This is a genomic window from Dehalobacter sp. (assembly GCA_023667845.1).
GTDB lineage: Bacteria > Bacillota > Desulfitobacteriia > Desulfitobacteriales > Syntrophobotulaceae > Dehalobacter.
Window position 1 is genome coordinate 1 of record JAMPIU010000167.1, and the last position, 15,212, is coordinate 15,212.

16 protein-coding genes are annotated in these 15,212 nt (G+C 46.3%); 2 read left to right on the top strand and 14 right to left on the bottom strand.

What is annotated here, in order from left to right; all coding sequences use genetic code 11:
- The 6 genes from deoA to NC238_14465 all read right to left on the bottom strand — a co-directional run.
- Nucleotides 1–531 (bottom strand): pyrimidine-nucleoside phosphorylase (gene deoA, locus NC238_14440; protein MCM1567105.1); only part of this gene is annotated, 531 nt, incomplete at its 3' end.
- Between the two features lie 660 nt (nt 532–1,191).
- Nucleotides 1,192–2,025, bottom strand: coding sequence for a purine-nucleoside phosphorylase (locus NC238_14445; GenBank protein ID MCM1567106.1), 834 nt, complete (start codon nt 2,023–2,025; stop codon nt 1,192–1,194).
- On the bottom strand, nt 2,018–3,202 hold the full coding sequence (locus NC238_14450; GenBank protein ID MCM1567107.1) for a phosphopentomutase: 1,185 nt from the start codon (nt 3,200–3,202) through the stop codon (nt 2,018–2,020). Before NC238_14450 ends, NC238_14445 begins: the two co-directional genes overlap by 8 nt.
- Entirely contained in the window at nt 3,171–4,142 is a 972-nt protein-coding gene (gene xerD, locus NC238_14455; protein MCM1567108.1) for a site-specific tyrosine recombinase XerD, read from the bottom strand. The genes NC238_14450 and xerD overlap by 32 nt, the downstream gene beginning before the upstream one ends.
- Before the next feature lie 103 nt (nt 4,143–4,245).
- Nucleotides 4,246–4,845, bottom strand: coding sequence for a stage II sporulation protein M (locus tag NC238_14460; protein MCM1567109.1), 600 nt, complete (start codon nt 4,843–4,845; stop codon nt 4,246–4,248).
- A gap of 73 nt (nt 4,846–4,918) precedes the next feature.
- On the bottom strand, nt 4,919–5,443 hold the full coding sequence (locus NC238_14465) for an NUDIX hydrolase (protein ID MCM1567110.1): 525 nt from the start codon (nt 5,441–5,443) through the stop codon (nt 4,919–4,921).
- A gap of 141 nt (nt 5,444–5,584) precedes the next feature.
- Between NC238_14465 and NC238_14470 the strand changes: the two genes are divergently transcribed.
- Nucleotides 5,585–6,151: a hypothetical protein gene (locus NC238_14470; GenBank protein MCM1567111.1), complete on the top strand. Its 567-nt coding sequence runs from the start codon at nt 5,585–5,587 to the stop codon at nt 6,149–6,151.
- Between the two features lie 91 nt (nt 6,152–6,242).
- On the opposite strand, the gene spo0A is transcribed toward NC238_14470, so the two are convergent.
- Nucleotides 6,243–7,049 (bottom strand): sporulation transcription factor Spo0A, encoded by an 807-nt coding sequence (spo0A, locus tag NC238_14475; protein ID MCM1567112.1) that lies wholly within the window; start codon nt 7,047–7,049, stop codon nt 6,243–6,245.
- A gap of 131 nt (nt 7,050–7,180) precedes the next feature.
- A complete protein-coding gene (spoIVB, locus tag NC238_14480; GenBank protein MCM1567113.1) occupies nt 7,181–8,374 on the bottom strand; it encodes a SpoIVB peptidase in 1,194 nt (397 codons plus the stop codon).
- 235 nt (nt 8,375–8,609) lie between these two features.
- Here spoIVB and NC238_14485 point away from each other — a divergent pair, with 235 nt between their 5' ends.
- The gene (locus NC238_14485; protein MCM1567114.1) at nt 8,610–9,629 is read left to right on the top strand and encodes a flippase-like domain-containing protein; all 1,020 of its coding nucleotides are present in this window, start codon (nt 8,610–8,612) and stop codon (nt 9,627–9,629) included.
- A gap of 100 nt (nt 9,630–9,729) precedes the next feature.
- Here the strand turns inward: NC238_14485 and recN are convergent, their stop codons facing one another.
- The 6 genes from recN to NC238_14515 all read right to left on the bottom strand — a co-directional run.
- Nucleotides 9,730–11,400: a DNA repair protein RecN gene (gene recN, locus NC238_14490; GenBank protein ID MCM1567115.1), complete on the bottom strand. Its 1,671-nt coding sequence runs from the start codon at nt 11,398–11,400 to the stop codon at nt 9,730–9,732.
- A gap of 62 nt (nt 11,401–11,462) precedes the next feature.
- Complete coding sequence (argR, locus tag NC238_14495; protein MCM1567116.1) at nt 11,463–11,912, bottom strand: arginine repressor; 450 nt, start codon at nt 11,910–11,912, stop codon at nt 11,463–11,465.
- Complete coding sequence (locus NC238_14500; protein ID MCM1567117.1) at nt 11,909–12,523, bottom strand: methyltransferase domain-containing protein; 615 nt, start codon at nt 12,521–12,523, stop codon at nt 11,909–11,911. Before NC238_14500 ends, argR begins: the two co-directional genes overlap by 4 nt.
- Nucleotides 12,516–13,331: an NAD(+)/NADH kinase gene (locus NC238_14505; protein MCM1567118.1), complete on the bottom strand. Its 816-nt coding sequence runs from the start codon at nt 13,329–13,331 to the stop codon at nt 12,516–12,518. The genes NC238_14500 and NC238_14505 overlap by 8 nt, the downstream gene beginning before the upstream one ends.
- A 4-nt stretch (nt 13,332–13,335) precedes the next feature.
- Nucleotides 13,336–14,154 (bottom strand): TlyA family RNA methyltransferase, encoded by an 819-nt coding sequence (locus tag NC238_14510; protein ID MCM1567119.1) that lies wholly within the window; start codon nt 14,152–14,154, stop codon nt 13,336–13,338.
- 48 nt (nt 14,155–14,202) lie between these two features.
- Nucleotides 14,203–15,212 (bottom strand): 1-deoxy-D-xylulose-5-phosphate synthase (locus NC238_14515; GenBank protein MCM1567120.1); only part of this gene is annotated, 1,010 nt, incomplete at its 5' end.

The window sequence follows — 15,212 nt, forward strand, 5'->3', positions numbered from 1 at the left end:
AATCGAATCGATGGTTGCCGTAACATCCCGTAAGGCATAGAGTTTTTTATCTGCTGGAACCATCCTTCCGGTCTGAGCGATAACCGCTAAGCCGATCCTGCCGACCTGCTGCAGGAATTCCCGCTCCCCTAACTCGACCCGGAATCCGGGAATAGCGGAAAGCTTGTCGATAGTTCCCCCAGTGTGTCCGAGTCCTCTACCGGACATCTTGGCAACCGGAACGCCGCAGGCCGCCACCAGCGGAGCAACAACCAGCGTAGTCTTGTCCCCGACACCTCCGGAACTATGCTTATCAACAAATATTTTCCCCGGAAGAGACAGTTCAAGCCGGTCTCCGCTCTCCGCCATCGCCATGGTCAGCTCCGATGTCTCCTGGACCGTCATCCCCTTAAAATAGACCGCCATCGCCCAGGCCGAAACCTGATAGTCCGGGATGTTTCCCTGAACATAACCCTGAACGATAAACCTGATCTCCTCTCGCGTAAGCGGATAGCCGCTCTTCTTCTTTTCAATCAGCTCAACCATTCTCATCATATTCATGCCGCCTTATAACTATTTATTTGGGGCTGGTCTGTGTGTCACAGCACCACTCTTCGGCTATTGCGCCCTCCATGGCGCAAAAAGCCGCGCTCCGCATCGTGCTCCGCTCCTCGCGGAGTTGTGACACCCAGACTGATAATAAGTTTAAGTCTATTGTGCATGTCATGATGCATCTATTGTCCCTCGTATTCGCGAACATCTAATCCCGCCATCGACTCCAAGTGACTGGAATGCAATGAAACACACAGTCGTGGGTATTATGCTGAAAATAATTATTCTACCAACTTGTACTTTATAAAACTGCAAGTTCTGTTTATCTCAATTCGTGCCAAGACTTTACGACTAATGATTACGGCCATAGCTTTGTTCAATATTATTTCAATAAGCATTTCCTTAAAACCCTCAGATCAGTCTGCGTGCCACGGCTCCGCGAAAAGCGGAGCAAGGATTGCGTAGCGCGGCAATTTGCGCCATGGAGGGCGCAACTGCCGAAGAGCGGTGCTGTGGCACGCAGACCTACCCCAAAGTTGCTTTTCAGCGTACAGACCCTACCCAAAAGTAATCTTCAGCAGGCAGACCTATACCAAATCAAAATGATAAAAAGACTTGCTCAATTCGTAAGGAATAACACGCAAATCGGACTGGACATCGTTAGCCCAGCAACGCGATTAGCTGCCTCATGTACCGCAGAAATGTCTCCTCAATCCGATCCGCCGTCGCCAATACCTCCTGATGGTCAAGCTTTTGCTCCAAGATCCCGGCGGCCATGTTGGTCACACATGAAATGCCGAGTACTTTCATCCCCCCATGATTCGCAACAATGACTTCCGGTACGGTGGACATCCCAACAAGATCGGCCCCAATCGTTCTCAAATAACGGATTTCCGAAGGCGTCTCATAGCTCGGTCCGCTGAGAGCCGCATAGACTCCCTGCCGGGGATTCAAGCCGTACTCCGTCATCAGGGAGAGCGCCAGCTCTCTCCATTTGCCGTCATAGGCTTCACTGAGATCCGGAAAACGCGGTCCAAGATTGCTGAGATTCGCTCCGCGCAGCGGATTGCTTCCAGTCAGATTGATATGGTCTTTGATCACAATCAGATCACCGGGACGGTAATCCGGATGGATGCCGCCGGCGGCATTGGTCACGACCAAACCTTTCATCCCGATCGTTTGCATCAGACGGACCGGGAAAGTCACTTCATGCATCTCATAACCTTCGTAATAATGGAAACGTCCCTGGAGAACCATGACCTTTCTATCCCCCAGTGTTCCTACAATCAGCTTGCCGGAATGCCCTGTAACGGTAGACACAGGGAAATGCGGGATCTCACTGTACGGAATAACGACCGCATCTTCCACAAGTTCGGCCAGCTTGCCAAGACCTGAGCCCAGAATGATTCCTAGTTCAGGAATGTATGGGATTTTTTTGAGCAGAAAGTTTTGGGCACCATTCAGCCATGTCGTCATGACTTGTTCATTAATCATGCTGATTCTCTCCTTTTAATTGCGTATAAAAACTGGTGCCGGTTTCAATTGGCTGTACCTCCAAATATTCGGCGATGGTTGCTCCAATATCTGCAAAGCAGGCTCTCTGTCCGAGATTCACTCCCTGCTTCAGCTTCGGCCCGTATACAAGCAGCGGAACGTATTCCCGGGAATGATCTGTGCTTACTGTCGTCGGATCACAGCCATGGTCGGCCGTAATAAACAGGATATCATCCTGCCTGAGAATGCTGATAATCTCCGGGATTCTGGCATCAAAGGCCTCAAGGGCTTCGGCATAACCTTTGACATTATTGCGGTGTCCATAAACCATATCGAAATCAACAAGGTTTGTAAAAATCAAGCCGGGGTCGTCCCGCCGCAGATATTCAATGGTCTTGCTGATTCCATCGTCATTTCCACGAGAGCTGACATGCTCACTGACTCCTTTGCCATTAAAGATATCGTTAATTTTGCCGACTGCCAACACCTTCTGCCCGGCTTCAGCAATCCTGTCCAGCAGTGTTCTGGCAGGGGGGTCAACTGCAAAATCATGCCTGTTGGTCGTTCTTTGATAATTGCCCGCTTCACCGAGAAAAGGACGCGCAATAACGCGGGCAACCCGTAAGTCACCCTGCAGCATTTCCCGGGCAATTCTGCATATTTCCATCAGTTCGCTTAACGGGATGACCTCTTCATGCGCTGCAATCTGGAATACCGAATCGGCTGAGGTATAAACGATCAGTTTTCCTGTCCTGACATGTTCTGCCCCGAGGCGCTGCATAATTTCCGTACCGGATGCCACCTCATTGCCTAAAGTCAGCCGGCCGATCCGCGCTTCAAACCTTCTGATAAAATCATCGGGAAAGCCGGACGGAAAAGTTGGGAAGGCCTGATCCAGAATGATACCGGTCATTTCCCAATGGCCGGTGATCGTATCCTTGCCTTTTGATCTTTCAGCCATGAACCCGTAATTTGCGGAAGGATTGCTTTGGGGAGAAACAAAAGGAATTTCGCGTGCATTGCCAAGACCCATACGCTGAAGATTCGGGATTTTCAATCCGCCTGCCTGCTTGGATATATTCGCAAGCGTATTGCTTCCTTCATCGCCATATTGGGCTGCATCCGGCATTGCTCCGATGCCAACGCTATCCATTACGATCAGTATCGCCCGAGCCATCTGTATTTCCTCCTTTTCTGGCCCGCGGGTGTGATTTGCGGAAAACATCCAGCAGGCGTTTTTTCGTTAAATGCGTATAGATCTGAGTGGTCGATATATCGGCATGTCCGAGCATTTCTTGAACCGAACGCAAATCAGCGCCATTATCAAGCAAATGCGTTGCAAAACTATGTCTTAACAGATGCGGGTAGACACTTGATCCCAGGTTGTTTTCCGCTGCCCATTTTTTCAGAATCAGCCAGACACCCTGACGCGTCAGCGGTTTGCCGCGTGAATTGAGAAAAAGAATATTCCTGGCTTCTGCTGTTGGTTTCGGGTTGCGGGCGAGCAGCATTTGCCTTGTGGAATCAATGTATGCCTTTAGGATAAGGATACCGGGCTCACCCAAAGGTACGATTCTTTCTTTATTTCCTTTGCCCCGGCAGCGGATATATCCTAAATGATAGGAAATATCGTTCAGGCTGAGTCCAATCAGCTCTGAGACCCTGAGCCCGCTCCCATAGAGCACCTCGACAATCGCCCGGTCTCTGCTGCTGAGATCATTTTGATTATCATTCTGGTCAATTGCCCTGGTCAGATTGATCTCCGACAAGACGTGGGGCAGCTTTTGTTCGAGTTTAGGGGCCGGCAGAAAGACCGTTGGATCATCATTTCTTTTGTCTTCCTGAAGCAGGTACCCGTAAAATCCCCTTAAAGCCGCCGTATACCTGGCCAGTGTTCTTGCAGATTTCCCCTGCTTCTTTTCGTCCAAAATGAAAGTGATCAGGTCTGAGGTACTGCACTGCAAAACTGTCCTGCCATTTTCCTGAACAAAAAGCACAAATTTATAGAGGTCCCTGCTGTAATTGGAACAGGTATTTACGGAAAGCCCTCTTTCAACACGCAGATGGTATAGATAATCTTCTAATAGATCATCCCTTAATTTGCTATCTTTAGACATAAAATATCCTCCCAGCAGTTCATTTCTACGCAAGGAGGAATTATCCTTTTCTTTAGGGATTATCGTTCGCATTTAATTCAAAAAAACAAGGCTCATGCCCTGTCTATAAACCAAAGAGACGGGCTCCCAGTATGGTGAAATATCCCTGTATCACCCCTGTGGCTAAAGCCGCGATGGAGATCAATAGGGCCATGCCACAGTAGTGGAGAAAGTTATTCTTCAAAAAATCGCCCCGCATCCTGCCCTGCAGCAGAAGAAACGAAAAAACAGTCGCCAGACCGGCTCCGAGCAGAAGACACGGAACCGCCAGAAGTGACGGAAAAAAAACCGTAAACAGGACCAAGCCCAAGCCCATCATTTTTTTCAGCTGAATAATGAACACAACGGTAAAACCGAAGATAAATCCTCTCGTAAAAACGATCAGGTACACCAGCGGAGCTCCAATCACCGTCAAGCCGAGGACCCATATTCCTGCCATCATAATAAAGTTATCCCTGGCCAGCTGCTGAAGAAATGACGTGTCGATGGCAGTTGGTTGTTCTCCGAGCAGGCTGTTGAAAAACCCGGTTAGTTCTTTCGCTTTTTCCATGCCCAATGAACCGACCCCAACTGCTCCGAAAACACCTCCTGCCAGAAATACGCAGCAGAGCGTCAGATAGATAACCCAGTACTGCTTGATATGATCGTACAGCATTTTCTTCATCGTTCTACCTCCCCGAAGACTTGTCCTCAAGAAAATCATATTCAGGAAGGCAGAAGACTATGTCATTTATCTTTTATAAAGCCAGAAGCAGACCAATGGCAGTTTTGGCATCAAAGAATCCGCTGCTCCCTGCCATTTGCAGGGCCTGTTCCCTCGGAACAGCTACGACATTCAGAAACTCATCCTCATCACAGTCCAGAGGGGACCAGCTCAGATGCTGTGCCTGGTAGATATGGATAACTTCATCGGTAAAACCCGGTGATGTATAAAAGGAGCCGAGATAGTTCAGTTCTCCTTCATAACCTGTTTCCTCTCTTAATTCTCTTAAGGCGCAAGTTTCCGGATCTTCACCTGGGTCCATTTTACCGGCTGGAATTTCCAGCGTTTCTTTGGCCAGCGCATAGCGGTACTGGCGAACCATCAGGATCTTGCCTTCGTGTTCAGGCACGATGGCTACAGCACCCGGATGCCTTACAATTTCCCGAATGGACGTTTTTCCATTCGGCAGTTCAACGGTATCCTGATTGACACTGATGAACTTTCCGGAATATACGGTCTGTTCGGCAATACATTTTTCTGTCAGGCCATTATTATCCATGAAGAACCTCCTGTGTTCTAAAATATTGAATGAAATCAGTTATCCCGATTAATGGATTTTGGACCGGATGCTGGCATATTATTGCCTTCTTCCATACTATGATACATTATATCCTATCTATTTGGTCTGGGAGGCGTAAATATGCCGACTGAATCTCATCATAACACCTATCAGTTGTTGGTAACGATAACAACCTTTATATTTGCTGTTGCCTCCATGATTACCGTCTATATTTCCCTGACAGCCTGGAAGGAAGAACGGGAATCAGTCAGACCCTACCTTACCTTTACGCAATCTCCTTCTGTCGAGATCCTCCATAAAAAAGATCTGACATTCAGCTTTCATTTCACCAACGTCGGTACGCATCCGGCAGCTTCACTCCATTGTCAGGCCATCTTTGCAGACAGTGATTTAAATGCCGAACCGCTCCAGGTTGATCAGATCTCCCTCGCCAATTATGTTTCTCCTGATTCCACTGTGGATTTAGTTGTCACCGTCGATATTCAGACCCAGGGAATGGATGCCGGACAGGTCAATCAGCATTATATTATTTTAAATCTAAAATATTTTGATCCGGTATTTGAAAAACAATACGAACAAATTATCTATTTGCGATGGGCCGGCATCTCCAAAGGTCAGCTTCAGCCAATTTATCATGCTTCCAGGGAAGATAAGGCCCAGATCATCCAATACCTTGGCAAAACCTAGACCGCCATTCAATACGTATATAGTTTAACAATTTAAAACACCTCAGAATTTATTCGAAATAAAATTCTGAGGTGCTGAGCTCAGCAGGCAATTAATTATCAGCAATTCTCAATTTATCTGCGACCATCGCGATAAATTCGGAATTGGTCGGTTTCCCGCGGTCAACATTAATCGTATAGCCAAAAAATTTGTTCATGAAATCAATATTTCCTCTGTCCCAGGCTAGTTCAATCGCATGGCGGATTGCCCTTTCCACTCTGCTGGGAGTCGTCCCATAATTTTTGGCGATCATGGGATACAATTCTTTGGTCACAGCACCAAGCAGAGAAACATCTTTGATCACGGAGACAATAGCGTCTCTCAGATATTGATAGCCCTTAACATGCGCGGGTACTCCCATCTGCTGGATCATCTTGGTAACTTCAACTTCAATCATCTTGGAATTTTTGGCGTTAACCTGGATAACACTGCTCATATTCGAAGATAACATCGCATTTGAAATATTGTTAAACGAAGGAGCAGCTTCATAAACCCCGACCAGCTGCCGTATTCTTTTCCCTAACGTTTCCAAATCAAACGGTTTCAATATGTAATAGTCAGCCCCTAGCTGAACTGCCCGCTGTGTCATATTTTCCTGGCCAAAAGAAGTTAAAATGATCACTTTGGGCCTTTTGATCGTGTTTATTAGTTTTTCCATGACGCCTAATCCGTCGAGATGAGGCATAATTATATCCAGGACCACGACATCAGGTTCCTCTTTTTTGATCATATCCAGTGCGTCGTTTCCGTTATAAGCTACACCCGAAAGCACCATGTCCTTTTGATTGCTTATATATTCCTTTAATACTTCAATAAAATCGCGGTTATCGTCAGCCAACAAAACTTTTATCGTTTCCATCGAACTATCCTCCAGTTTCCAAAGATACGCCGAAAAAACATATAAATCCAATCCAGTTACTTTTCGACAAGAATTTACCAATTCCTTCTGATCTATTGGAAAAATATATATATTCAGTATCAAATATCATTTTATAAAATATAATAAGAAAATATAATAAGCATGCATGTACTGAAGAAACCGCCCTCGCGGGCGGCTGCAGCTTTACTCGTTATACCTGATTCGTCGATCATTTTCTCAATAAATATTCCGTATCCCCGGGTAGAATCATTGACAAATACATGCGTAACGGCACCAACAATTTTGCCATTTTGAATAATCGGGCTGCCGCTCATACCTTGGACGATCCCTCCGGTTTTTTCCAGCAATTCCGGGTCGGTGATCCTGATAATCATATTTTTGTTGTCTGTCCGGTACTGCATAATTTTTTCTATTTTAATGTCAAATTCTTCGATGGTATTGTCTTTTAAAACCGTATAGATTTTAGCCGGTCCAACCTCAACCTCGGATTTCCAGGCTATAGGAATCATGGTACTGAAATACGGATTCCGGACTTCACCTTCATAAATACCAAATATCCCGCTGGCTGAATTCTTGGCAATTTTACCGGTGAAATTTGACTGAAGCATAAACGTACCAATTTTTTCTCCGGGGTCTCCTCTTTGACCTTTTTCAATGGAGTAGATTGTGGATTCGACGATTTTGCCGTCACTTAATTCAATTTGGTCATTGGTATCAATATCCGTGATGACGTGTCCCAAAGCCCCGAATATTTTCGTATCGGGTTCAATAAACGTCAGAGTTCCCACTCCTGCAGCCTCGTCCCTGATAAACAGCCCTATCCGATATCTTTGGGTTTCTGAGCAGAATACCGGCTGAATCTTTTTTTCCAGAATTTTTTCTTTGTGTTTGATCTCAAGCACAATTGTTTTGTTTTCTTTGCATTTTTTATCGATTTCCTGTGCTACCTGAAAATCATTCGTTGCTGTGATGCCATTAATTTTTAAAATGATGTCCCCAACTTCTATTCCAGAATCCTTTGCAGGATAAGACTGTTTGCCTTCCTTGTTCGTGATCGGAGCATATCCTACGACCAAGACTCCTTTGGTCTGCAAGGTCACTCCAATGGATTGTCCGCCTGGAATAACGGATGGCCGTACTTTATTGACTTCCTTGCCTGCTGAAAAAAAATCGAGATAATTAATTACCGGGTAAAAACGACTGGTTTCTGTTTTCTGATAGAATCCTGCAATTTGTTGAATACTAAGGGTAAAAACGAGGAGAATTCCTATTCGGAAAATAATACGGGTTAGTTTTTTATGCAAACCGTTTTTTCCCTTCAGTTTTTCACCCTCCTCACGTATTTTTTTCTCTGCAGAGATACTACAATAAAATTTTTTATTGCAGTATTAGATTTCCCTTATAAAAAGGTTTCATCCTGTGAAATGTTTTCTAGGATTTCTTAAATTTATGGCGAAATAAGAAAATGACAAAAGCTAGAACTCTTGTCATTTGTTGGGTTATAATAGGCTTTATAATAGTCATAAAAGGAAACAAACGATGAAAAAAATATTTGTAAATTATTTTTTTACAGCCCTGGTCATTGCAGTGACCGTCTGGATATTGATTTCCAGTTCGAAATTTAGTATTATACCTCACCTGATCGCCATAACTGATGGAGGGCTGTTATTCCTGGCATTTGTCTGCATGGTCCTTTTTTGGTTTTTTGATGCGTTAATTATTAAAGTGATTGTTGAGATTTCTGATCAAGGTATCCGTTTTTGGCGGTATATGAAAATAGCGCTGATTGGACAGTATTATAGTTCCATTACTCCTTTTTCTGGCGGGGGACAGCCTGTCGCGCAGGTCTATACGATGAAAAATGACTATAAAATCCCGCTGGGGCTGGCTACATCAGTCACCATCAATAAATTTACGATCTATCATATTATTGTGACTGCCTTCGCCTTGTTTATGGCTATTTTTAAGTATGATTTTATCTTTGAGCAGGGTGCGGTCAGCAAAACCTTCATTGCTATAGGTTTTATGATCAATATCATATCGACGCTGGCTCTGCTTTTGCTCTGTTACAACAGTTCGATTGTAAAAAAGGTCTGCCTTCTGATCTTAAGACTGCTTCATAAAATCAAACTGGCCAAGAATATGAATGATCAAATCTTTTCCAGGCATATTGAGGAATACAGAAGTTCTCTGCGCTTGTTCCTGAGAGACCGCAAAGCTCTGCTTCTAACCTGTCTCTATACGTTGATTCAAGTCATCGTGTACTTTTGCGTGACCTATTTTGTCTATCTGTCATTTGGTTTAAGAGACGCGTCCCTGTTTGATATTCTTGCTGTGCAGTCTTTGCATTACATGGCGATTAATTACATTCCGACGCCTGGAAATGCCGGAGCATCCGAGGGAGGATTTTACCTGATATTCGGGCTAATTTTCCCTTCCAGTGTTATGATCTATGCGATCATGCTCTGGAGACTCATCGTCTATTATTTAAATTTGTTCGTGGGCGGGATTGTCGTACTGATCGATTACCTGTATAAACAAAGCTTAAAGAAGTCGTAAAGGAAGCCCGTGTTTAAAAAGTACCCTGCTGTCGCTTTTGTATGCGAAATAACAGGGTACTTTTTTTATTGCATTTTAATTCATTTTTTGGCCTGTTAATTTATTTTTTAGCCTGCTGCCATAATTCCTCCGCAAGGCTTAGCGCGACGCTTTCACCGCCAAGCATTCGGGCCATTTCCTGGACCCTTTCACTTTCGCCAAGCCGATTGACTTTGGTCTGTGTCCGGTCTTCCACAACGACTTTATCAATGCCAAAATGGCTGTCGGCAAATGCCGCGATCGGCGCCGAGTGGGTAATGCAGAGCACTTGTCTGTTCTCCGATATTTTTTCAAGCTTTTCAGCGACCTTCATGATCGTTCTGCCGCCGACTCCGCTGTCCACTTCATCGAAAACAAACGTATCCACGGTTTCCACTTTCGATAATAAGCTTTTGAAAGCCAGCATGATCCTGGCCATTTCTCCGCCTGAAGCCACTTTGGCCAAAGGCTTGGGAGGTTCTCCGACATTCGCGGAAAAATAAAACTCAATCTGTTCCGCACCTTCGGGCGACGGTTCGGTGACTGGTGAAAATATGATTTCGATTCTGGCCTCGTTTAGCCCCAAATCGAGCAATTCGTCTGCCAGGCCCTTTTCAATTCGTTCAGCCTGGATGCCACGGTTCAGGCTGAGTTCCTCCACCAGATTGTTATACGTTGTCAGCGCCTCTTTCTTTTCGCGCCGGATATTTTCTTTTTCATCCTGAAGATGGGCAATTTCTTCAAGTTCTTCTTCCATTTCAACCCGTCTTTCCAAAACAGCTTCAATCGTATACGCGTATTTTCTGAGCTTACCGAGATCAATCAGGCGGGTTTCAATTTCGTCAAGCCTTCCTGGTTCAAAATCCAGCTTATCTTTATAGGACCGCAGTTTGGTCACATAATCTTCGAGACTGAAATAGATCTCTTCAAGGTTCTTATGCAGCTCTTCAATCTCAGGATCAAGCGCCGAGAGTTCCCCCATTTTTTCTGTGGCTGACCCAATCCTATCAAAAGCAGCATCAGAGGCTTCTTTGGTTCCGGCATAGAGTTCATCATAGGCTTCATTGACAAGACTGACGATCTTTTCGGCATTCAGCAGAAACTTTTTCTCCTGTTCCAGAGATTCCTCTTCCCCGGAAACCGGTGCAATCCGGTCAATCTCCTCAATCTGGTAACGCAGTATTTCTTCCCTTTTCTCCCTGTCCCGCTCCGAACGCAGGAGTTCTCTTTCTCTGGACATGGTGTTCCGGTAATTGACAGCCGCGTCCCTGACTTGTTTCAGCAGTTTTAAATGCTCCTCGCCGCCGAAACTGTCTAAGAGCTCCCTTTGGGTTTCGGTCTGCAGCAGTGACTGGTGCTCCATCTGGTCGTGAATGTCTACGAGTCCTTCACAGAATGTCCGGTACAAGGACAACGGGACGGTTCTGCCCTGAACACGGCAGACATTCCGGCCGGAGTCATTGATTTCCCGATACAGGAACAGCATGTCATCTTCGAGCGGATATCCTTCGTCCTGCAACATTTCAGTCAATTTTAGCGGCAGATTGGAAAAAATCCCTTCCACACACGCTTTGTCCTTGCCATGCCGCAGAAATTCATTGCTGGCTCTTCCGCCCAGAAGCAAACCCAACGCATCTACCAGCATAGATTTTCCGGCTCCTGTCTCCCCTGTAAAAACAGACAAGCCTTTATCAAAAAGCAAATGGACATCTTCCATCAGTGCAAAATCTTTGATGCGAAGTTCTACGAGCATAGGTCTCCTCCTCTTTGCCACACTCAGTCAATGGAAAATTTAAAGACACGGTTCGGTTCGGTTCAGCTCAGTTCGGCTAGTCTCTCCAGAATAATTTCTGTTTGTTCTTTAGGTTTGATCAGAAGAAAGATGGTATCATCTCCGGCTACAGTGCCGATCACTTCTTTCCAGCCGATATTGTCAAGCAGCAACGCCATCGCCTGGGCATTCCCCGGTATGGTTTTGATCACAATGATGTTCTCGCTGCTATCGAACGAGATCACAACTTCCTTGAACATTCGTTTCAATCTTTCCTGATACCCGGGCGGATGCGCTTCAGCCTGAATGGCATAACGGTATTCATCGTCTGAGCCGGATATCTTGATCAGACCCATCTCCTTGATATCCCGCGAAACGGTGGCCTGTGTGACATTAAAGCCCTCTTCGAACAGCCTTTGCGCTAATTCCTCCTGCGTTTTAACCGGTTCATTGGTAATCAGTTCCTGGATTTTTTTCTGACGGCGGCTTTTCATGAATGATCACCTCTGTTCTTCTGAATAATTAGCCAGTATGGAGATGTCTCACCTTGATTTAGATACATTCCCTGCAGGACATGAAAATCCTTCTTGGAAAGTTCTGCTGCATAGGCATTCAATGTATTTGCTTCTTCCAGGCTGCGACTGTGTCCGCGATAGACGGTGAGTACGATGACCCCTTTGGCTGCCAGCAGCTTCAACGTATCATTTACCGCCTGAAGCGTTGTCTCCGGCTCGGTAATGATTGTCTGACTGCTGCTCCCGGGCAAATAGCCGAGATTGAAAACGGCAGCTCTGATTCCTTGCGGAACAAGGCGCCCAATCTCTGTGTGACTCTCCCGGAATAAGGCGACCCTGTCGAGCATCTTATGCGCTGTGAGCAGTTCCCGAGTTGATTGGATAGCTTCTTCCTGAATATCAAACGCAAACACCCGGCCCTCAGAACCCACGCATTCCGCCAGAAAAAGGGTGTCCTTGCCGCGTCCTGCCGTAGCATCCAACACCTGATCTCCCGGCTGGATAAGGTGCTGCAGATACATTTTTAACATTGTCTGCGTATTTTCGATCCCCTTCGGATTGAAGACACCGTTTATGCTCTCATTATTCATGCCAGCGGTCCCGGAGTTTCTCCCGGACAACCTTCGGAAAGCTCCTTCCTCCAAGCCGGATAAATCTTGCTTTGATCGGAGCCGTTTCGATCCGGACCACATCTCCGGAATTCATGGTCGTCATATATTTTCCGTCAACGGTCACCCGGCATTTACTGCCTCTGGTCAGACTGATATCTATTTTTTCCTTGTTTGATATGACCATCGGCCGGGAGGAAAGCGCATGGGCAGCCAGCGGCGTGATCAGCATGGCCTGAACATCCGGGCTCACAACAGGTCCACCGGCTGAAAGTGAATAGGCGGTCGAGCCTGTCGGGGTTGCAATAATCAAGCCGTCCGAAGGCGGACTCGCAATCGGTTCACCGGAAAGCTTGACCTGAAGCGTTATTAGCGTCTCTTCACTGTCCCGGATAAAAACGACATCATTCAGAACCATATCCTGCTGTATCTGACCGTCTTTAAAATATGAAGTAATCATCATGAGTCTCTCATCGACCGTATATTCATTGCGCAGCACCTTTTTTAAGGCAGAATAGATTTCGCCGCGTTCAACCTCGCATAAAAAACCAAGCCGGCCGTAATTCACGCCGAGAACCGGGATGTTGAACCGGGCGGCTTCCCTGGCAGCTTTCAAGACTGTGCCGTCTCCGCCAAGGGAAAGTACAAAGTCAACATCTTCCGTAATCTCCTGGTCCCATTCCGGTACAGTTTCCCATCCCTGACTGTTGAACCAATTAATTAGCTGAGGGGTGATGCTTTCTTTCGTAATTTTAGAATGGTTAATCCATATCCCTACCTTGTTTCCCATCCGTTCACTCCGTTCCTGCCTGAGCCTTCAGAACAAGCTCAGTCAGACAAGAATTCCAGTCGAATACCGCTGCCTCTTGCTCATTTTCCTTGCAGAGCCAGGCTAAAAATTCTATATTTCCTTCGGGACCGCGAATTGGCGAAAAATCCAGTCCCTTGACCTGAAATCCTTGTTTTTGAGCTTCAGTCAGGACGTTTTGCAGAACCTCCCGGTGGACTTGCGGGTCTCTGACAACACCGTTTTTGCCGACATTCTCGGGGCCGGCCTCAAATTGCGGTTTGATGAGGACTAGCGCCTGTCCGCTTCCTTTCAGAATCGCTGTCATCGAGGGAAAGATCTTGGTCAGGGAAATAAATGAAACATCACACACGATCCAGTCTACTTTTTCCGGGAGACTGTCCGCAGTCAGGTAACGTGCATTGGTTCTTTCCAGGCAGACCACTCTTTCGTCACTGCGCAGCCTCCAGGCCAGCTGACCATAGCCAACATCGACCGCATAGACCCTGGAAGCCCCATTCTGCAGTGCGCAATCTGTAAATCCGCCGGTAGACGCCCCGATATCGGTAATGACCTTATCCTTCAGATCCAGCTGAAATACGTCCATCGCCTTGGCCAGTTTCAGACCTCCGCGCGAAACGTAAGGATGGATCTCTCCCTTGACAATCAGGCCCGTATCTTCTTCCAGCATGATGCCTGGTTTGTCAAGACGAAGATTGTCCTTATAGACTTTTCCGGCCATAATTAAAGCTTTAGCCTTTTCTCTGCTTTCAACCAATCCTTTTTGGACGAGAAGAAGATCGAGTCTGGATTTATTTTTGGCCACGATATGCCCATCCTTGTTCTATATCTATTTAAAATCATTAATAAATCATTAACATCTGTTCTTCATCAGTTCTCTGGAAACACTGACAATATGCTCAATCGTAATACCGCAGTCTTGATGGAGAAGCGGAATTGCACCGTGTTCAACATAATCATCATATCCTATCCGTTCGACTGCTGTGCCTTGAATTCCTTCTTCCTCGAGAACTTCCAGTACCGCGCTGCCCATCCCTCCGGCGAGGATGTGATCCTCAACCGTAACCAGCCTCCCTGTTTTTTGGACCTCGGCAGTCACCATTTCCCGATCGATCGGATTAATGAAACGCAAATTAACCACACCAGCCTGAATACCTTCAGACTCCAACTGCTTAGCAGCCTCCATACAAAAACTGACAACCGGCCCAAAACCGATCAGCGTAATATCCTGGCCCTCGCGCAGCAGTTCCGCTTTGCCCTTCGGCAATGCTTTGAATTCTTTGTCCATTTCCACGCCGATACCGGCCGATCTCGGGTACCGGACAGCTACCGGGTTGTCCATGGTGAGCGCTGTATACATCATCTGTCGAAGTTCATTTTCATCTTTCGGCGCCATCAAGGTAAGGTTCGGGATCGTTCTGAAAAAAGAGATATCGAATATACCGTGATGCGTCTTCCCGTCCTCACCGACGACGCCGGCCCTGTCGACTGCAAATACGACCTTGGCATTTTGCAGGCAGACATCATGCAGGACCTGGTCATACGCTCTCTGATAGAACGTGGAATACATGGAAACAACCGGTTTCAGTCCATCCAGCGCGAGTGCCGCAGCAAAAGTTACCGCGTGCGGTTCGGCAATTCCGACATCAAAAAATCTTTCGGGGTAATTTTGGCCAAAATTGTTCAGACCTGTCCCCGATCCCATGGCTGCCGTAACTGCAACGATCCTGTTATCCTCTTCTGCCAATTCACAAATGGTCCGTCCAAATACTTCCGTATAAGTCGGCGGCGCATTCTTTTTAACCATTTCACCCGTTTCTTTGGAAAATGGCCCTACCCCATGGAAGATATCCGGGCTTTGCT